The sequence below is a fragment of the Streptomyces sp. NPDC058086 genome, from assembly GCF_042885015.1.
Taxonomy (GTDB): Bacteria; Actinomycetota; Actinomycetes; order Streptomycetales; family Streptomycetaceae; genus Streptomyces.
This window is the reverse complement of sequence record NZ_JBHVST010000112.1, coordinates 16,144-34,469: the sequence shown is the minus strand read 5'-3', so window position 1 is coordinate 34,469 and position 18,326 is coordinate 16,144. Positions and strand designations below refer to the sequence as shown.

The following is an 18,326-nucleotide window of genomic DNA, read 5'->3' as shown; positions in this document are numbered from 1 at the left end:
TTTTACCCCCCCACGCCGCAACCCCCTTTTTAACTGGGTCGGGGGGGCTGGTTTTTGTTTATATCACCCTGCTCGTGGCGGGGCGCCCGGGCCCGGGGCGGGGCCCCGGGGCTCGGCAGGGACACTGCCTTCGTGACCGAGCCGGAACTGGCTGGGATGGTGATCGAACAGTTCCTGGACGCGGGCACCAAGTGGACCGGGTCACCGGTGACGAGGTCTACGGCGGCAACCCGAAGCTGCGGGCCGCCATCGAGGAACGTGGCCTGGGCTATGTGTTTGCGGTGGCCTGCTCGGCCGAAGTGCGCACCGGCGCAGGCACGTTCCGCGCCGATGCCTTGGTGAAGAAGGTGCCCGAGCGGGCCCGGCAGAAGCTCTCGGCCGGACGCGGCGCGAAGGGACAGCGGTGCTACGACTGCGGTGTCATCGATCCTGCCGACCCGGCGCCGGGCCACCGCCGGCTGCTGATCCGACGCAACCGCACCACCGGTGAACTCGCCTGCTGGCGCTGCTACTTACCCGATCCGGTGCCGCTGACCGCCTTGGTGAAGGTCGCCGGATCCAGATGGCGTGCGCAGGAGACCTTGCAGAGTGAGAAAGGGCTGGCCGGCCTTGATGAGCACCAGGTCCGCCGCCACCCCTCCCGGATCCGCTGGGTCACCCTCGTGACGCTCGCCCACGCCTTCCCGGCAGCGGTGCGCGCCGAGGAGCACGCCCGCAGGCCCACCCCGGACGGACTGGTCCCGCTGTCCTGAAACGAGATGCAGCGCCTGTCCAACACCCACGTCGTCCAGCCTCTCCACCACGCGGCCCACCGGCTCGGCCGGTCCGACTGGCGCCGCCGTCATCAGGAGCGATAATGCACCGGCCATGGTCGGCGACAAGCCGAGGCCCGCACGTGAAGACCACGATGTGCCGGCGGAGTGCTAACCGCCCCAGCCGATAGCCTCCACCACCTCACGGGCGATGTCCGCGACGGGCCGCCCGTCCGTCGCCACCCGCACAGTGTCAGCAACTGCCCGCTCGTCCAAGAGCCGTGCCTTGTGGGCGCTCGCCGTCAGCTCCTGCTCCAGTTCTGAGCCGAGCTCCCGGCCCGCCAACCGCTCGCCGGCGGTGGTGTCGGATGCGGTGAGCAGAACCCGTACGATCCGCACGCCTGCCCCCATGGCGCGCTCGAACATGCCCGTTGTCTTGGGCAGCACACTCAGGGTGTTCGTATAGATCAGGCGGCGGTAACCACGCTGGGCGAAGTTTCCCCATACGGCAGTCAGATTGCTCTCGGTGATCTCCGAGCGGTGCGGATCCCCCTCTGGGGCCGGATGTACCTGCCCCATGAAGTCACCCTCGATGACTGCGTGAGAGACCGCCACGGCTCGCAGCCGTGCCGAAACCTCCCAGGCCACTGTCGTCTTGCCGACACCAGCACGCCCTCCGATGAGCAGTACCTCCGCGTGATCCATGAAGGCAGCCTGCCAGCTCGTGATCACACCACGCGATCCGATGTCGCTCTGTGCCTATGGCCGCAGCCCTACCCCACCGGCAAGATCACGATCTGCAGCTGGAGTACTAACTGGCGTGCTTCGGCGCTGACTTCTCGTCCCTGTGACCGGCAGGGCGCGGATCCGTCAACCAGCCGAACGCTCAATCCTTCCCGCTTGGCACCACCACCAAATCCAATCGCGCTCATTGTGTTAGCCGTTGTAAGGCGTTGCGGATGGGGTGGTGGGGAAGCCCTTCGTATGCGTCTGGTGATGTGTGTGCCTACGCTGGAATTCAGTCGAATTTCGTAACAAGCCGGGCGGGGGGCGAGGAGGCGGAGTGTGATGGCGAAAGTGCTCTTCATCGTGAGTGGGGCGACGTACTGGGTGCTCAAGGACGGCACCAGATACGCGACGGGCTACTGGGCCGAAGAGTTCGCGGTGCCGTACAAGAAGATCACGGAGGCCGGCCACGATGTCGTGGTCGCGACACCCGGCGGTGTGACCCCGAACGTCGACATGATGAGCCTGCGTCCCTCGATGGCGGGCGGCGAAGAGGGCGCCCTCGAGCTGGAGGCCATCATCCGGTCCGCGGAGACAATGCGGCGGCCCCTCAAGCTGTCGGACGTCCGCCTGGAGGACTACGACGCGGTGTACCTGCCCGGCGGTCACGGTCCGATGTCGGATTTGGCGTTCGACGCCGACGTGGGCCGGCTGCTGACGGCGCAGCTCGCCTCGGGGAACCCACTTGCGATCGTGTGCCACGCTCCCTCCGCGATGCTGGCCACCAGGATCCACGGCGAATCGCCCTTCAAGGGCTACCGGGTCACTTGCTTCACCGATGAAGAAGAGGAGGCCGTCGGAATTGCCTCCAGGGCACCGTGGCTGCTGGAGACCGAGCTGAAGGAGAAGGTCGGCGTCGACTTCAGCCGCGGCCCGATCTGGGAGCCGTACATGGTGGAGGACCGCAACCTCATCACCGGGCAGAACCCACACTCGGCCGCGGTCCTGGCGGACCGGCTGCTGGAGACCCTCAAGTGACCATGCCTGGAGTGATCCCGCCGGAGCCTTCCGCGTACGGCGGCCACCCGGCTCTCGGCACGAAGCACTGAGGACCCTCTCGCGTCATGGCCTGCCGCTCGCGCCACCCCCGGGCGGCGTTGAGGGTGTTATCCAGCCGAGTCCATGCGAGGTGGTGGGCTGACCGCGGAACGACGGGCGTTTCGCGAGCGGATTCGTATGCAGGCGGCCGAGTTGTTTGCCCAGGGGTACGACTGTGCCGCGGTCGCGAGGGAGTTACGTGTCAGCGTGCGGTCGGTGCAATGGTGGCTTCAGAAGGGGGAGAGGACAGGAGAGCCGGCACCGGCGAGCGTGTCCATCTCCTCCCTGGCCCGGGCCGGGCGCTTGTCGCGGGCCCTGTGTTGACCCGCCGTGACGGCGGTGGGACGGACCAGGATCCAGCGCACCCGATGCACTGGATCCCGTATGCGGCGCGCATCTCGCAGACCTCCGTCACCTCTCCCACACGGGCCGGGACGGGCCACTGGAGTGGTCCGCGGCGACAACGGCACCCCTGCGCGGCGAGGGTCCGGGGGACCGGCCCGGGACCCGCGTTTAATCACGCCGGAGAACCGAAATGCCAGGCGCGGAGAGCGCTGACGGGCGCGGATCTCCGAGCCATGCCCCGCAGCGCTTGAGGGAGATTGCCATGAGTGGCGCAACGACCTTGCCGACACCATCCGGTCCCTACCTGGACAAAGGGCTGCTGCCCGCTGACTTCTACGCCTACGAGGACCTGCTGTCGGACGCGGAACGGGAGAGGCTCGAGTCCGTCCGTGAGTTCCTCCGCACGCAGGTCGCTCCGATCGTCGACGACCACTGGGCCCGGGCCGAGTTTCCCTTCCAGCTGATCGAGGGCTTCGGGGGGCTCGGTCTCATGGACTGGGCCGACCCGGACTCCCCGGAATCCGAGCCGAGCAACCTCCTCGCGGGCTTCCTCGCGCTGGAGCTGGCGCATGTCGACGCGTCCGTGGCCACGTTCGCGGGCGTGCACACGGGTCTGGCCATGGGCACCATCCTCACCTGCGGCTCCGACGAACAGAAGCGGCGGTGGCTGCCGCCGATGAGCCGCTTCGAGAAGATCGGCGCCTTCGGGCTGACCGAGCCGCACGGCGGCTCCGACGTGGCCGGAGGTCTGCACACGACCGCGCGCCGCGACGGCGACGAATGGATCCTTGACGGCGCGAAGCGGTGGATCGGAAACGCGACGTTCGCCGACCTGGTCGTCATCTGGGCCCGCGATGTCGAGACCCGTCATGTGCTGGGCTTCGTCGTGGAGAAGGACACCCCCGGGTTCACCGCGACGAAGATCGAGAACAAGATGGCGCTGCGGATCGTGCAGAACGCCGACATCGTGCTCGACGGCTGCCGTGTTCCGGAGGCCAACCGGCTGCAGAACGCGAACTCGTTCAAGGACACCGCCAAGATCCTGCGCCAGACGCGCAGCGGGGTGGCATGGCAGGCCGTGGGGGTGATGTTCGCCGCTTACGAGATCGCCCTGCAGTACGCGAAGGAGCGCGAGCAGTTCGGGCGCCCGATCGGGGGCTTCCAGCTTGTGCAGGACCTGCTCGTGAAGATGCTCGGAAACGCCACGGCCTCGTGCGGGATGATGACGCGGCTGGCCCAGTTGCAGGACGCCGGGGTATTCCGGGATGAACAGTCCGCCCTGGCCAAGGCCTACTGCACCGTGCGGATGCGCGAGAACGTGGGGTGGGCGCGGGAGCTGCTGGCCGGCAACGGCATCCTCCTCGACTACAAGGTCGGCCGCTTCGTCGCCGACGCCGAGGCCATCTACTCGTACGAGGGCACGCGGGAGATCCAGACCCTCATCGTCGGACGTGCCGTCACCGACGGCCTGAGCGCCTTCGTGAGGTGACGACGATGACCACCGAGTCCGTCTTCACCGGTCTGAAGGTCCTCGACGCGTCGAGCTTCATCGCGGGACCGGCCGCGGCCACCGTGCTCTCCGACTTCGGAGCGGACGTCATCAAGATCGAGCCACCGGGAAAGGGCGACCCCCAGCGGGGGCTGAGCTCCGTGCCGCCCAGCCCCCGGGCACAGGCCAACTACAGCTGGCACCTCGCCAACCGCAACAAGCGCGGGATGGTCATCGACCTGAAGTCGCCGGCGGCCACCAAGATCCTCAAACGCCTTGTCGAGTGGGCCGACGTGGTGATCACCAACTTCCCGCACGGCACGCGCGAGAAGCTGCACCTCGGCTACGACGAGGTCGCGGGTTGGAACCCGCAGGTCGTCTACGCCGACATCACGGGCTTCGGGGATGCCGGTTCCGACGCCGGGCAGCCGGGCTTCGACCTGACCGCCTACTGGTCGCGCAGCGGGCTGCTGGCCTCCACCCGGGACGCGGGGGCCCCGCCGACGGTCCCGGTCTGGGGCAGCGGCGACTACATGTCGGCGATCGGGATCTACGCGGCGATCGTGACCGCCCTCTACCGCCGCGAGCGGACGGGACAGGGGGCGAGCGTCGGCACGTCGTTGCTCGCCGAGGGCGTCTGGGCCACGGGAACGCTCGTGGCCGGCGCGCTCGCCGACGGCACCCCGTTCGAGCTCCACGACCGGAAGACACCGGCGAACCCGCTGATCAACCCCTACCGGACCGCGGACGGCGAGTGGTTCATGCTCGTCGCCTCAGCCTCGCACTGGCCGGGACTGACACGGGCCATCGGGCACCCCGAGCTGCTTGAGGATCCCCGTTTCGCGGACATCGAGGGCTTCGTCAAGAACTCCACCGCGCTGACCGAGCTGCTCGACGCCGAGTTCCGCTCGCGGCCCTTCGCCCACTGGAAGGACGCCCTGACCCGGGAACGCGTCACCTTCAGCCTCATTCAGACACCGGAGGAGGCCGCGCGGGATCCGCAGCTGCGCGCGAACGACATCGTCGTGCCGCTGGAAGGAGTCAGCGGGCTGGAGTACACCGTCAACAGCCCGGTCAACCTGCGAGGCGTCGCGAAGGTTCCGGCGAAGCGGGCGCCGGACCTGGGCGAGCACAACGACGAGGTCCTCGCCGAGCTGGGATTCGGTCCCGCCGAGATCGCCGAGCTGCGCGCCGAGGGAGCGATTCCCGGCTCGGCGGAAGCGGACGGGGCGCGATGAGCGCGGCGCCCGACGCGTCCGGCGTAGTGCTCCACGAGCGCGCCTCCTTCGCTACACCGTTGCCGCGCGTACCACTTACGGGCGAGCGGCTGAACGCCGCCGCAGGCAAGGAGTACCGGCTCGTTTCTGAGCTCACCCCGTCCGGCGCCGCGCCGGAGGGGGCCCGAGAACCGTGGGGCCACGTCGCGCGGAACGCGCCGCTTGCCTTGGCAGCTGTCAAGGAGCAGGAAGGCTTAGGGGCGTTCGTCGAGAAACGGGCCCCCGCCTGGCGCGGCCGCCGATGCCGGCCACCTCAGCCGTCTTCCCCGCAGCCTGTGTCCGACTTTCAGGAGCAGTGACCCGTCATGAACGCACTCAAGCCTGTCCACCGCGTGGCGATCGTCGGCACCGGCACGATCGGTGCGAGCTGGGCGACGTACTATCTCGTCCGGGGCTTCGACGTCACGGCGACGGACCCCGCCCCCACCGCGGAGACGGCCCTGCGGTCGTATGTGGAGGCCGCATGGGACGCGGCTGCTTCGATCGGCCTCGCGCCCGATGCGTCGCCCGATCGCCTGAGCTTCACCGCGGACCTGCGTCAGGCCGTCGCGGACGCCGATTTCGTACAGGAGAACGCGCCTGAGCGTCCGGAACTCAAGGTCAAGCTGTTCGCCGACATCGACGACGCCACGCCGCCGGACGCGATCATCGCGTCGAGTTCGTCGGGCATCACGATGAGCGTCGTCCAGGCCGAATGCCGGCGTCCGGAGCGGACCGTCATCGGTCATCCCTTCAATCCGCCGCACATCGTCCCGCTGGTCGAGGTCGTCGGCGGGACGAGGACCGCCCCGGAGACGATCCGGGACGTCATGGCGTTCTACACCGCGATCGGCAAGAAACCGATTCACCTCAAGAAGGAGCTTCCCGGGCACGTCGCCAACCGTATCCAGGCCGCGCTGTACCGAGAGGTCGTGTACCTGGTCCAAGAGGGAGTGCTCGACGTGGTGGACTCCGATGACGCGGTGTCCTGGGGGCCGGGGCTCAGATGGGGCGTCATGGGTCCCCATCTGCTGTGGCATCTCGGCGGAGGAGAGGGCGGCATCGAGCACTTCATGGAGACTCTCATGCCGCGCATAGTGGCGTCCTGGCAGGACCTGGGCACCCCCGAGTTCACGCCCGAGCTCAAGGAGAAAATCGTGGGTGGCGTCCTGCAGGAGGCGCAGGGCCGCTCGGTCGATGAGCTGGCCGCCGGGCGCGACGCGATGCTGTCCGCCCTGCTGGCCGTGCGGGCCGAGCACGACCCGCACGGCCCGCGGAACGCCGCAGCGGGTCGCCCGGCGAAGGAGGAATCGTGACGCGGCGCCAGGAAAGGCTGTTCGTGCTCGAGGCCAGCAGTGGCGGTCGCCTGTTCTCCGTGAACCCCGACGGCTCCGAAAAGAGGGTCATCGTCACCGGGTGCAGGATCCCCGACGGGGTCGCCGTCGATGTCCTGGCCGGGCACATCTACTGGACGAACATGGGCCGTCCGCCGGAGAACGACGGTTCGATCGAACGCGTGGACCTGGACGGAGGCAACCGGACGACGATCGTCCCGAGCGGCGTCACGTACACGCCGAAGCAACTCCACTTCGAGGCCGTCGGCCGGAAGCTGTACTGGGGTGATCGCGAAGGCATGCGCGTGATGCGCTGCGACCTCGACGGCGGCAACGTCGAGACCCTCGTACAGACGGGACAGGGAGAGGACGACCGCCGCGACGAGACCAGGTGGTGCGTGGGAGTCGCCGTCGACCCGGTCGGCGGTCACTTCTACTGGACGCAGAAGGGCCCGAGTGACGCGGGACTCGGGAAGATCCTGCGAGCCGGAGTCGACCTGCCCGCTGGGGAGAGAGCGGCCGAACGCGGCGACATCGAGGTGCTGTTCGAGGGGCTGCCCGAGCCGATCGACCTGGAGCTCGACCTCAGGGAGCGCATGCTGTACTGGACGGATCGCGGGGACCCACCGCGGGGCAACAGTGTGAACCGCGCGCCGATGGACGCGCCTGAAGGGCGGCGGACACCCGAGATCCTGTTGACCCACCTCATGGAAGGCATCGGCCTCGCCCTCGATCCGGACGACGGCCGCATGTATGTGACCGACCTCGGCGGGAACGTCTACGGGGCCGATCTCAATGGATCGAACCAGAAGGAGATCCTCTTCCTGCAGGGCAACCTCACCGGCATCGCCCGTGCCGCGCTGCCGACCGGAACGAGGGGCTAGGCCGTGTCTGACACATCCCGCCCGGCGTCCTCCGGGCGGACGGCACTCCTTGCCGGACACGGCCGAGCCAGTGGGCGGAACTCGACACCTGCGGGGCTCGGCCCGGTGCCTCGACGCCGTCAGTGAAGAAGCGCAGCAGATGCCGAATCAGTAGCGCCAGACCGCCGAGCGCGCGTATATGCCGCAGACCCCGGGCGCGGCTTCAGCTCACCGCCTGCTTCACGAGCGCACGGATCCGCGCCTCCACCTCGGGCGTCACCTCGGTCAGGGCGAAACCGGCCGCCCACATCGTGCCTTCGTCCAGCTTCGCCTGGTCGCTGAACCCGAGCGTCGCATAGCGCGCCTTGAACTTCGCCGCGCTCTGGAAGAAGCAGACGACCTTGCCGTCCAGTGCGTAGGCGGGCATCCCGTACCAGAGCTTCGGCGCGAGTACCGGGGCGTCGGCTGTGATGACGGCATGGACGCGTTCGGCCATGATCCGGTCCGAGTCCTGCATCTCGGCGATCTTCGCGAGCACGTCCCGCTCCGCCTCCGCCGCCTTGTCCGCGCGTGAGCCGCGGCGCGCTGCTGTCTTCAGCTCTTGGGCGTGGTCCTTCATCGCGGCCCGTTCCTCGACCGTGAATCCCTCATGCGTGCTGCTGTCGGTGCTGCTCATGGCAGATCTTCCTTTGTTGATCCGATGTGGCGGGATCTTGGGCGCGTACGGCGACACGCCGTCACTCCATCATCGGCACGCATCGTGCCGATCGGTATTGAATGCTGCGCGCAGTCCTCGGCATTGTCAACGGCACGCCGCGTGCCGATAGAGTGCGTGCATGACCGACACGCCAGCCACGCCACGGCGCCGAGGCGCCGCGCGCACCGAAGAGCTGCTGCGGGCAACCCTCGATCTGGCTGCGGAGGTCGGTTACGCGGGCCTGAGCATCGAGGCCGTCGGCCGGCGGGCCGGGGTCGGAAAACACACGATCTACCGGCGCTGGCCGTCCAAGGCGGCGCTCCTGCTCGACGCGCTCAGTCGTGTGTGGACCAGGGACCTGGACTACCGCGACACCGGGGACGTCCGAAGGGATCTGCGCGAACAGTTCCTACGTTCAGGCTTCGCCCTCTCCAGCCCGCCGATCGGCCCCATCTACCGTGCGGTCATCGCAGAAGCGCAGGCCGATTCCACGCTGCGGGCGACCTTGCACGAACGATTCCTGGCCACCGTCGAGCAGAGCACCCTCGATCGGATCACCCGCGCCCAACACACCGGTGAACTGGCCGCAGAAGCGAATCTGGAATTCGCCGCCGAAGTGTTGTGCGGCACTCTGTACTACCGCAGCCTGCTGTCGACCCGCCCCATCGACGAGGACGCGATCGACGGACTGCTGGACATGTTCATGGCCGCCTACGGAACCACCGACCAGGGCCTGTCGGACGATTGATCTTGCGGGACGGCTCCGTTGTGGCAGCCGCTGTCCACGATCACCATCACCAGGGCACTGGGCCGTCCTCGCTGAAAAGACCACCGGTCGGCCCGTCCGCGCCGAGCGTGGTCAGGCGCACCAGGACCGCGGCGCCCTGCGCGGCCGTGAGGTACCCGCTGTGGTTGTTGATCTCCGTGTCCACATAGCCGGGGTCGGCGGCGTTGATGAGGATGCCGTTCTTGCGCAGTTCATTGGCGTAATGCACGGTCAGTGCGTTCAGTGCGTTCAGTGCGTTCAGCGCGGTCTTGGAGGGTGCGTACGCGGCCGACGTCGGCAGAGCCGCCGGCGGGCCGTCCGGGTCGCTCGTGAGGGTCAGCGACCCGGCGGCACTACTGACATGCCCGACGTACTCCTCCCGCCGCAGGCGGGCCGAGCGCAGCACGTCGACCGAGATCCGGGTGACCACGGCCGAGAGGAACGCCTTGGCCGACGCGGGCCGGGTGGGGGAGAGCTCGTAGCGCAGCCAGGTCTCCTGGACCGCGTCCTCGGCCTCGGTCACGCTGCCCAGAATCCGGTAGGCGATCGAGAACAACAGCGGCCGCAGCTGTTCGAACTCCTCGGTCCGGGTCACGCCAGCCCCTCCTCGAAGCCCTGCCGCCACGACGGATAGCGCGGCTCCCAGCCGAGCTCCCGCTTGGCCTTGGTGTTGGAGAAGCCGCGCCCCTCGGTCATCATCGTCACCACCACCTGTCCGGCCAGCAGCCGGGCCAGCCACGGGGGATGCGCACCGGCTGCTTCGCCCTCGCGCACGCCGCGAGATGGGGCAGCCACTCGCAGGCCGGGGCCGGGTCGTCATCGACGATGTTGAACACGCCCCTCGCTTTCTGCTCGACGGCCAGGACGGTGGAGCTCGCCGCGTCGTCGAGATGTACCCAGGAGGCGTAGCCGGTGCCTTTGCCGGCCAGCGGGAACTGCCGCTTGCGGACGAGTACGACCTGGTCGTCGGTGGCGCCGGGCCCGTAGAACGCGCCGTATCGCATCACCGCGCCGCCGGCGTCGGTGACGGCGTCCACGACGTGTCGCAGGGCCGCCATCGCCGGGTGCGCGGGTGTTTTCTCGTGCAGATCCAGCGGGTCCTCCCCGGTCTTCACCCAGGCGCCCTCGCGGATCCCGTTCCAGTTGGCGTAGCCCTGCGCGACGAAATGCGGCACGCCGGTCGCCTCGGCGGCGGCCAGCAGGTGATCGGTTCCCTCCGTGCGCAGCCTGATGGTGGGCAGGGACCACCGGTCGAAGTGCTTCAGGTCGCGCTTGCCCGCGTGAGCCATGCTGATCCCGGTCATCTGGTGCACGATCACGTCCGGGCGGGCGGCCGCCACCGCTTCGCCGACGGACACCGGGTCCAGTCCGTCCATCACGATGCCGTCCGCGCCCAGTTGCTCCACGAAGCCGAGCTTGGCCGTGCTCGTTGTCGCGGCCGTCACCTGGTGACCACGAGCCACGAGCTGCGGCACCAGCCGCCGCCCGAGGACTCCACTCCCGCCTGCAACGAACACCCGCATGACCATCACCTTCCTGATTTCGGAGTCTGTCTTCGACGATCTGAGACGAGACAGCCCCGCCGTTCTGTGACATCGGAGGGCGGAGGCGGAAAGAGGCAGGGAGGAGGCCGTCGGTGCCGCCCGGGCACAGTCCTAGACGGGAACAGGTCCGCCGCCCGCCGGCCCAGGGCCGGACCTGGCCACGGGGTCAGGGACCGGAAGAGCGCAGCAGAACGCACGGGATGCAGCACACATCAGGGGACGACCTCCCGGGCACCGAGCCGGACCGTTCTGCCTTCGCCACGGTCAACGGCCTGGCGATGCAGTACGAGAACCACGGTGCGGGGGACTGTTCCCGACGTCCCCTGGCGCTGCTGCACGGAGGTGTCCTCACGGCCGGTCTGACCTTCGCCGCCGTGTACCGGCAAGAGCGCGCCCTCAACGTGGTCGCCCGCCACCTCAAGACCGTCGGTGACTTGGTGATTCGGTGTTGCCGGAGCTGCGGACGGCCGCCGGACGGCTCAGCCCCGGGCTCGCGGAACGAGCCGCCGACCTGCTCGGCGCACCCGTACCGCGGGAGGGCATCACAGAACACGTCACCGAGCACGTCGCGGCGACGAGCCGAGGGAGACAGCCGTCCAACTCCGCCTGGGCACCCCGTACGCCATACACGAACCCTCCCTGGCCGGGACCATGCTCATGGCACGGCTGACCGAGGCGATGGATGTCATCGAGTCCGGCACGCAGTCGTTCCTCCTGGCCGTGTCGAGTCTCACCACCGGCAGACTGGACGCCGCCGTACTCGTGGAGCGGATCTCGGAGCTGGTGGATCTCGGCCTCCTCCGCGCCCCGGTGGACCTGGCCCAGGCCCTTCTGAGCGCGCCCCCGCACCGGACGAGCAGGTGGTGCGCGCGGCCGAGAAGCTGCGATCGGACTCCGGACTCCGGACGGCGACTGGCGCGGTGGCTGCGCGAGGGCGGTCTGCCGCGCCAGGACTTGGAGCGGAAGGGGTGGCGGGAAAGGGAACCGCTCGGTGCGCAGGGCAGGCACCGGCGCGTCGGCCGTGGCGGCCCTGTTCAGGCCGTACCAGAAGAGGAAGACCTCGCTCGGGGAGCCCGCCGCGCCGTTCTGGGTGGCGCAACTGCCGCACCACCGCGCGGAAGTGATGGCACGCGACTACTCGGCCCTACCAATGCTTCCGGGCCGGAACCCTGATCACCGGGCCATGCGTGGTAGCGGGCAGGCCGTGCTCGTGGCGCCAGGCCGGGGACGGGTGGCAGGTGGGGGGAACAGGTGGAGCAGGTGGACAGCAGCGGGGCGCCGGGACCCAAGACCGCGGCACCCCGGCCCCGGTGGAGGCCGCGTCACACAGGCCAGGGGCGGTGGCAGCGAGGGTGGGGGTGGGGTGAGGATGCCAGGGGCCGGTCGTGCTGGGCGCGTGGGCGTGTTCTTGCAGTGCTTGCCGTGCTGACTTCGGGCCTGATGGTCTTCCACACCGCCGTGCCCAACACCGTGGGTCACCTGGGCAGTCTGCTGGAGGCATTCCTGCCCTGGCTCGGCCTGGCCGTCCCGACGCTGCTCGTTCCGGCCCTGCTGCGCCGCTCGGCCACCGCGCTGGTGGCCTTGCTGCTCCCCGTGGCTGTCTGGGCTGACCTCTTCGGCGGGCCGCTTTTCTCCGGGGAGCGCGGCGCACACGACATCACGGCGATCCAGCACAACGTCAGTGACGAGAACACCGCTCCCGCCCGTACCGCGCAAGCTCTGGTCAACGCCGGGCCGGAGCTCATCGCCCTGGAAGAGCTGACGCCCTCCGCGGTGCCGCTCTACGAGAGGGCCCTGGCACCCGTCTACCCTTACCACGCGGTCGAAGGCACCGTCGGTCTCTGGTCGGTATACCCGCTGGCAGACGTACGGCTGTTGGACATCAAGCCCATGGCGATTGACGAGGGCTGGCGCCGTGGGCTGCGCGTCGGCGCGCGTACGCCGTGGGGCGAGGTCGCCGTCTATGTCGTCCACCTGCCGTCGGTCCGCGTCCGACTGAGCGGCTTCGACTGCGGCTATCGGGACGAAAGCGCCGGACTGCTGGGCGATGCCATCGCCGCCGAGGACCTGGAAAGGGTGATCCTTCTGGGTGACTTCAACGGCACGATGGACGATCGCGGGTTGGCCCCGGTCATGTCGCACATGAATCCGCCGGCGCGGGACTTCGCCTTCAGCTGGCCCGCGGTCTTCCCCATCTCCCGGATCGACCACATCATGACTCGCTCGGCGACCGTCACCCACGTCCGGACCCTGCCCGCCACCGGCAGCGACCACCTTCCGATCGCCGCGGACATCAGCCTCGCCTCCTGACCTCCGGGCATGCCTGTGGGGCCGACCCAGCCACGTACGGAGATCTGTTCACTCGGCCATGACGGACTCGCCGATGAGTCGGCCGAGATACGACAGTTGGGGTGAGGAGGCGTCACGCAAGTGCGGAGGGGCGGGGGATGCGGCATGGGCAGTACAGACCTGCGATCTTGTACCCGGCCGCTTCCGGCTGGCCGGGCATCTCGGCGCGGGCAGCATGGGCACGGTGGGGCGTGCAGACAGCGAGAAATCGAGGAGGCGGGCGAGTGCGGTGCACTGAAGCAACTGAAGGCCCCTGACGCAGGGGTTGACGCCGAATCAGTTGCGGCGCCGGACGCAGCGGGCCTTCCGGGAGCGTTGCCCACTGGGACATCAAGCTCCGACAGCGTCAAGGCATCAAATGGTCCCCCGTCCGATCCCACCTCTGTGCAACCGTGAAAGTCGCTTCGCGGCATTTCGGCCACGGCATCGGGGCCGCCCCGGTCTGCTCGTCCTCGACGGCTTCGCCCTGCGCCAGTTGACCGCGCTTCATACCGACGACCTCTGCGGACTCATGTCCGAGCGGCTCCCCAAGTCCGTCGTCGCCGAGTTCCTCCGCGGCCGACTGGTCAACGCCGGCCATCAGGTCGTCATGAAGGGCCCCGGCTGCTGGCCCGGCGAACATCCCAAGAACCCATCCGACAAGATGGTGATCCCGACGAGGACACCATCCCCCTGCCCGAGGCGCTGGGGATTGACAGCGTGATCCCCGGCACGCGCCTCCCACCCCCTTACGCGGCCTGGCCGGTCGGCCTCCGGTCAGGCCAGTGCCTGGGGAATCACCTGGCCACAGTCCCTGGGGAATGACGGCGTCGTCGGCATACAGGCGCCGGGATCCGTCTTCCCGGGAGTGCGGGCGCTCACGGAGTGCTCTAGCGTCGTATGAGCGAGGGTGGCCGATACCGGACCGATCAGGTCTCGTGGGAAGCGCACACCACCCGCACGACAGGCACGGCACACCGCCTGCTCTACCTCTGTGGTGCTCGATCCCCGGGGGATTCCGGGGGATTCCGTCTCTCGGAGCGTTCTCGCCGCCGCCCCCGCCCACGGTCCGGCGCGCCCAGGACCGCGTGATCCGACCCAGAGAGCAGGTGCATCCTCATGCGTCGTTCGGCTTGTATTCCCAGTGTTCTCGCCGGCCTGGCCCTCGCCCTGGGCGGCACCGTCATCGCCGCACCAGCCGCTCACGCGGACATCGAGGCCTGCCAGAACTATGTCCGGGACCAGGGCACCGAGGTCACGGACGCCGTCCGGATGGCGTGTTACGTCGGCCTGGTGGGCGACCAGAGCGGCTGCGTCGGCGATCTGGCCCGGGCCGGGGTGGCAGGCGCCGTCGCAGCCGAGGCGTGCCGCCAGGCCCCGCGGTAACCGGCGGTCCCGTACGCGCCTTCTCGGCTCGCCCCATCACCCTCTTCCTTGCCGCCCGAGCGCCTGCGGTTGTCCCGCTCGTCTTTCACCTCGGCGGAGCCGTTCTGCCGAGGCGTCCGTCTCGTCCGGGACGGGCGGTTGCGCGCGGAGGGCCCCCGCGGTCCGCTCGTGAGCCCGGCGGGACGTCGAGTCCGCCCTGAGGGACGCGAGAGAGTGCGTCATGTCCGGCGTCCAGCACGACCAGGACCTCGGGGTCGCCCAGCCGCCACTGGCCAGCGGCGAAGAGCCGTTCGACGACCTCGCGGCTCTCAACGAAGAGGCCGAGTGCTCCGGAGACCTCCTCGGGCCGCAGGACGGACGGCGACCGGCAGCCGGGTGCGAAGAACCGCCTCCCGTCCATCCGCCATGACGGCGGGCAGTGTCCTGTCGCCCCGAGGCCGGAGCCGGTCGGCTGGTGCCTGCAGTGGACGTACGCAATGGGCTCCGTTCGGCCGCCCCGCCAGGGGGATGGGCTGGTGTGCCGCGCGTACAGACGCAGCCGTACTCTCCGGACCAGACCGGTCCAGCCCAGCACGGCGGAATGTGGCGATCGGCCATGTCTGACTTTCTCCGCCGCGCTGTCGGCCCTCACCGCCGTCCGGTGCCAACAGCTGCTCAGCACCAGAAGCCATCGACACGGCAGTCCCTGAGCGGTGACGGACTGTCAGGTACGCGTGATGTTGCGCGGGACAACTCGTGGTCTCGGGAAAGACGATCGGCCCTGCGGGACTGCCGCACTGCGGTGGTCGCTCGATATGTGCTCCAAGCCCCTCGCATCTGGACATGACGGGCGGTGTCGCCCCGGCCCCGCCCTAGGTTTGGGTCATGAATTCCTCCTCGCCCGCCCGTCCTTCGCCGCTTGCCGCAGACAGAACGACGCGTGCGGTATTCGGCCCCAGCTGGTTCGCGGCGGTCATGGGCACGGGCATCGTCGCCAACGCGGCGGTCACGCTGCCCCGGAGCTTTCCCGGGCTGCGGACTTTCGCCACGGTGGTCTGGCTGGGCGCCGCGCTGCTGCTGATCCTGCTGGCCGTCGGTTACCTCAGGCAGCGGGCGCTGCGGGTACACGCGGCTGATCCGGTGGCGGCCCAGTTCTTCGGCGCGCCGCCGGTGGCGCTGCTCACGGTGGGCGCCGGGGCGCTGGTGTTGGGCCGGAGGCTGATCGGGCTCGAGGCAGCGCTGGGTGTGGACTGGGTGCTCTGGTCGCTCGGTACCGTGCTCGGTCTTGTCACGGCGTGCACGGTGCCGTACCTGATGGTCACCCGGCACCGCTTCGCGCCGGACGCGGCGTTCGGCGGCTGGCTGATGCCGGTGGTGCCGCCGATGGTCTCCGCCGCGACGGGCGCGCTGCTGGTGCCCCACGCACCGGCCGGGCAACTGCGGCTCGCCCTGCTGCTGGGCTGCTACGCAATGCTGGGTCTCGGCTTCGTGGCGGCGCTGCTGGTGCTGGCCATGATCTACGGCCGCCTGGTGCACCACGACGTACCTGCCGCAACAGTGGTGCCCACGGTGTGGATCGGCCTGGGGGCGTTGGGCCAGTCGGTGACGGCGCTCGGCGCGCTGGCGGCGGTGGCGCCGAGCGCATTCCCCGCGCCCTATGCACGGGGCACCGCGGTCGCCGCGTTGCTCGGGGGAGTGTCGGTGTGGGGCTTCGCCATGTTGTGGCTGGTGCTCGCCGCGGGGCTGACCGCACGGACGGTCCGGGGCGGGCTGCCCTTCGCGCCCACGTGGTGGTCCTTCATCTTCCCGGTGGGCGCCTCTGTGACGGCCACGAGCGCTCTCGCGGCGCGGACCGGCTCGCAGCTGTTCGTATGGGCGGCTGTCGTGCTCTATGTGCTGGTGGTCATTGCCTGGATGGTGGTGGTGAGCCGCTCCCTGCGCTACGCCGCCGGGCACGTGCGCCGCCGATCCGTCGTTCAGCACGCGCGCCGCCGATCCGCCGAGCCGGACGCGCCCCGCCGCGTGGCGCCCGTGCTCAGGGGTACCGTCCGCAGCAGCACCACGGACGGGCGCCCGGTTTCCGAGGCCCGCGTCACCCTGCTGGACCCGGCGGGCGACGTCGTAGGCATCGCACTCACCGGCGCGGACGGCTCGTACGCCTTCACCGGTCTCGAAGCCGACCAGTACACCGTCGTCGCAGCGGGGTACCCGGCCCGGGCGGCATCCCTCACCCTTGGTGCCGCCGGCCTGGACGCCTTTGATCTGACGCTGGCACACGACGAGGGATGAACGGCTCCTGTCACTGACGGGCCCGCTTCGCGCGTTCGGAGCGGGCCCGCCGTGGCTTCGCGTGATCATCGGGGCATCGGGGTGGGAGAGGTCGCCCGTCCCGTCGGGTGCCGTTCGGGACTGGTGCGGGCGTTGTTTCGCGGCGCGGTCGTGGCCGTCGCCCACCGCGGCGCGGACCTGCTCGCCGGGCCGGTAGGAGGCTCCACGGCCGTCGGCACGCCGCTGCCGCTGCCTGCCCCGCCCTGCACTGTCCCGCCCTGCGCACGTGCGAGCGCGGCCACGCAGCTGCAGGCCGGGGCCGGGCCGCCTTCCCGCATCGGCATGCGGTGTCACATCAGCCGCTGGTCGCGTCCCTTGCGCAGCAAGGCGAGTCGGGCCATTTGCTCACCCATGCCGCGTGTCCCGGCCAGTGGCGTGCGGGCGTGCGGCCAGATGGTGCGGACGAGGTCGACGTGGCGCGCGCCGCCGAGGGCCACAACGGGGTCGAGGAGCACGATGTCGCGCACCGTGGCCTGCTCCAGGAGGGCTTGGGCCGTGATGGCGTCGGCAGCGCCGTGGGGTGTGTCGTACGGGTCGATGACGTCGTCGAGGTCGAGCAGGCCGTAGCGTGCGGAGACGATGAGCAGCCGGTCGGGCCGAAGCGCATCACCCGTACTGCGGCACGCACGGTGATAGGAGCCGACATACAGGTCTGCCGCTCGTGCGCGTCGGCCCAGTTTGCGGCTGCCGCACGGGATGACGACGAGTTCGGGTCGGAAGCAGTCGAGGTAGTCGTTCGCTGTCATGCCTGTTGTCCTGCCTGTTCATGTGTGACGTCAGAGGTGCCGGCGCTGAATGCGTCCGGTACGGGTCTCATCCGGGGTCGGTGTCGCCGAGCTGCCGGCCGGGGGCCGGTGATGCCGGAGCGGCGGACAGTGGCGAGTGTGACCTGGACGGTTGTTCGGTCCGGGGCACGTGGGGCGCGGGGGCGGGGATTGCCGTGCGACGACCGAGCGTGCCGCAACCGCAGTTCGCCGCGAAGGGCCCAGGACCTAGGGGCCGGCGGTTGGTGGGGCCTGTCGCTGGGTGATGACGGACGGATTGCGGTCAGCCATGTTCCTGCCGTTCCCGCCCTGAGGTCGGCTCGGCGACCGTGAGGCCGCCACTGATGACGTACAGCCGGGCTGTGGACCGCGGCGATGCCGGGCCGCGGGGACTTACAAGCCCTCGGATCAAGGGGGCGCGGCGGCCGATGATCAGAATTCGGCTGGACATCGCGTCCCAACTCAGCCCCCTCCAGGGCGCCTGCCCGCCTCGTCAGGTCCGCTGCTACGCGATCCCACCCCCGCTCCGTGCAGCCACAGGTGCTCGGCGGCCTCACGTATTGAGCGCCGGCTCGTCAGGTCGCTGCAGGAGCACCAACCGACAAGACAGGTTGCGAACCCAGACCGGCAGACGACCATCGAAAAGATCAAGGAGTGGCGCGGATTCGCCC

16 protein-coding genes and 1 pseudogene are annotated in these 18,326 nt (G+C 69.5%); 12 read left to right on the top strand and 5 right to left on the bottom strand.

What is annotated here, in order from left to right; genetic code table 11:
- Positions 1-66 precede the first annotated feature (66 nt).
- Positions 67-857: pseudogene (locus ACFVWD_RS47930) on the top strand (transposase); the annotation flags it as partial.
- 66 nt (positions 858-923) lie between these two features.
- Here ACFVWD_RS47930 and ACFVWD_RS47925 read toward each other — a convergent pair.
- Positions 924-1,457: an AAA family ATPase gene (locus ACFVWD_RS47925; protein ID WP_389604670.1), complete on the bottom strand. Its 534-nt coding sequence runs from the start codon at positions 1,455-1,457 to the stop codon at positions 924-926.
- A 363-nt stretch (positions 1,458-1,820) separates the two neighbouring features.
- Between ACFVWD_RS47925 and ACFVWD_RS47920 the strand changes: the two genes are divergently transcribed.
- The 6 genes from ACFVWD_RS47920 to ACFVWD_RS47895 all read left to right on the top strand — a co-directional run bounded on the left by ACFVWD_RS47920 (position 1,821) and on the right by ACFVWD_RS47895 (position 7,884).
- Entirely contained in the window at positions 1,821-2,516 is a 696-nt protein-coding gene (locus ACFVWD_RS47920) for a type 1 glutamine amidotransferase domain-containing protein (protein ID WP_211118430.1), read from the top strand.
- Positions 2,517-2,660: 144 nt separating this feature from the next.
- Positions 2,661-2,900: a helix-turn-helix domain-containing protein gene (locus tag ACFVWD_RS47915; protein WP_389604668.1), complete on the top strand. Its 240-nt coding sequence runs from the start codon at positions 2,661-2,663 to the stop codon at positions 2,898-2,900.
- Between the two features lie 283 nt (positions 2,901-3,183).
- A complete protein-coding gene (locus tag ACFVWD_RS47910; RefSeq protein WP_389604666.1) occupies positions 3,184-4,410 on the top strand; it encodes an acyl-CoA dehydrogenase family protein in 1,227 nt (408 codons plus the stop codon).
- Positions 4,411-4,415: 5 nt separating this feature from the next.
- Complete coding sequence (locus tag ACFVWD_RS47905; RefSeq protein WP_389604664.1) at positions 4,416-5,648, top strand: CaiB/BaiF CoA transferase family protein; 1,233 nt, start codon at positions 4,416-4,418, stop codon at positions 5,646-5,648.
- Between the two features lie 344 nt (positions 5,649-5,992).
- The gene (locus tag ACFVWD_RS47900; RefSeq protein ID WP_389604663.1) at positions 5,993-6,982 is read left to right on the top strand and encodes a 3-hydroxyacyl-CoA dehydrogenase NAD-binding domain-containing protein; all 990 of its coding nucleotides are present in this window, start codon (positions 5,993-5,995) and stop codon (positions 6,980-6,982) included.
- On the top strand, positions 6,979-7,884 hold the full coding sequence (locus ACFVWD_RS47895) for a 3-hydroxyacyl-CoA dehydrogenase (RefSeq protein WP_389604661.1): 906 nt from the start codon (positions 6,979-6,981) through the stop codon (positions 7,882-7,884). Before ACFVWD_RS47900 ends, ACFVWD_RS47895 begins: the two co-directional genes overlap by 4 nt.
- Positions 7,885-8,086: 202 nt before the next feature.
- Here ACFVWD_RS47895 and ACFVWD_RS47890 read toward each other — a convergent pair whose 3' ends face one another.
- The gene (locus ACFVWD_RS47890) at positions 8,087-8,539 is read right to left on the bottom strand and encodes an iron chaperone (protein ID WP_389604659.1); all 453 of its coding nucleotides are present in this window, start codon (positions 8,537-8,539) and stop codon (positions 8,087-8,089) included.
- Positions 8,540-8,699: 160 nt separating this feature from the next.
- On the opposite strand from ACFVWD_RS47890, the gene ACFVWD_RS47885 reads away from it, so the two are divergent.
- Positions 8,700-9,308 carry a TetR/AcrR family transcriptional regulator gene (locus ACFVWD_RS47885; protein WP_389604657.1) on the top strand — a complete coding sequence of 203 codons (609 nt, stop codon included), beginning with the start codon at positions 8,700-8,702 and terminating at the stop codon, positions 9,306-9,308.
- Between the two features lie 46 nt (positions 9,309-9,354).
- Here the strand turns inward: ACFVWD_RS47885 and ACFVWD_RS47880 are convergent, their stop codons facing one another.
- Together ACFVWD_RS47880 and ACFVWD_RS47875 are read right to left on the bottom strand one after the other, a co-directional pair.
- Entirely contained in the window at positions 9,355-9,921 is a 567-nt protein-coding gene (locus ACFVWD_RS47880; protein ID WP_389604655.1) for a sigma factor, read from the bottom strand.
- 106 nt (positions 9,922-10,027) lie between these two features.
- Positions 10,028-10,849 carry an NAD-dependent epimerase/dehydratase family protein gene (locus tag ACFVWD_RS47875; RefSeq protein ID WP_389604653.1) on the bottom strand — a complete coding sequence of 274 codons (822 nt, stop codon included), beginning with the start codon at positions 10,847-10,849 and terminating at the stop codon, positions 10,028-10,030.
- A 1,461-nt stretch (positions 10,850-12,310) separates the two neighbouring features.
- Between ACFVWD_RS47875 and ACFVWD_RS47870 the strand changes: the two genes are divergently transcribed.
- From ACFVWD_RS47870 to ACFVWD_RS47855, 4 genes are all read left to right on the top strand, one after another.
- Positions 12,311-13,180, top strand: a complete 870-nt coding sequence (locus tag ACFVWD_RS47870) for an endonuclease/exonuclease/phosphatase family protein (protein WP_389604673.1) — start codon at positions 12,311-12,313, stop codon at positions 13,178-13,180.
- A 1,137-nt stretch (positions 13,181-14,317) separates the two neighbouring features.
- Positions 14,318-14,584 (top strand): hypothetical protein, encoded by a 267-nt coding sequence (locus tag ACFVWD_RS47865; RefSeq protein ID WP_389604651.1) that lies wholly within the window; start codon positions 14,318-14,320, stop codon positions 14,582-14,584.
- A 220-nt stretch (positions 14,585-14,804) separates the two neighbouring features.
- On the top strand, positions 14,805-14,993 hold the full coding sequence (locus ACFVWD_RS47860; protein WP_389604649.1) for a hypothetical protein: 189 nt from the start codon (positions 14,805-14,807) through the stop codon (positions 14,991-14,993).
- A gap of 455 nt (positions 14,994-15,448) precedes the next feature.
- Complete coding sequence (locus ACFVWD_RS47855; RefSeq protein WP_389604648.1) at positions 15,449-16,852, top strand: carboxypeptidase regulatory-like domain-containing protein; 1,404 nt, start codon at positions 15,449-15,451, stop codon at positions 16,850-16,852.
- Between the two features lie 329 nt (positions 16,853-17,181).
- Here ACFVWD_RS47855 and ACFVWD_RS47850 read toward each other — a convergent pair whose 3' ends face one another.
- On the bottom strand, positions 17,182-17,637 hold the full coding sequence (locus ACFVWD_RS47850; protein WP_389604647.1) for a DUF6884 domain-containing protein: 456 nt from the start codon (positions 17,635-17,637) through the stop codon (positions 17,182-17,184).
- Between the last annotated feature and the right edge of the window lie 689 nt (positions 17,638-18,326).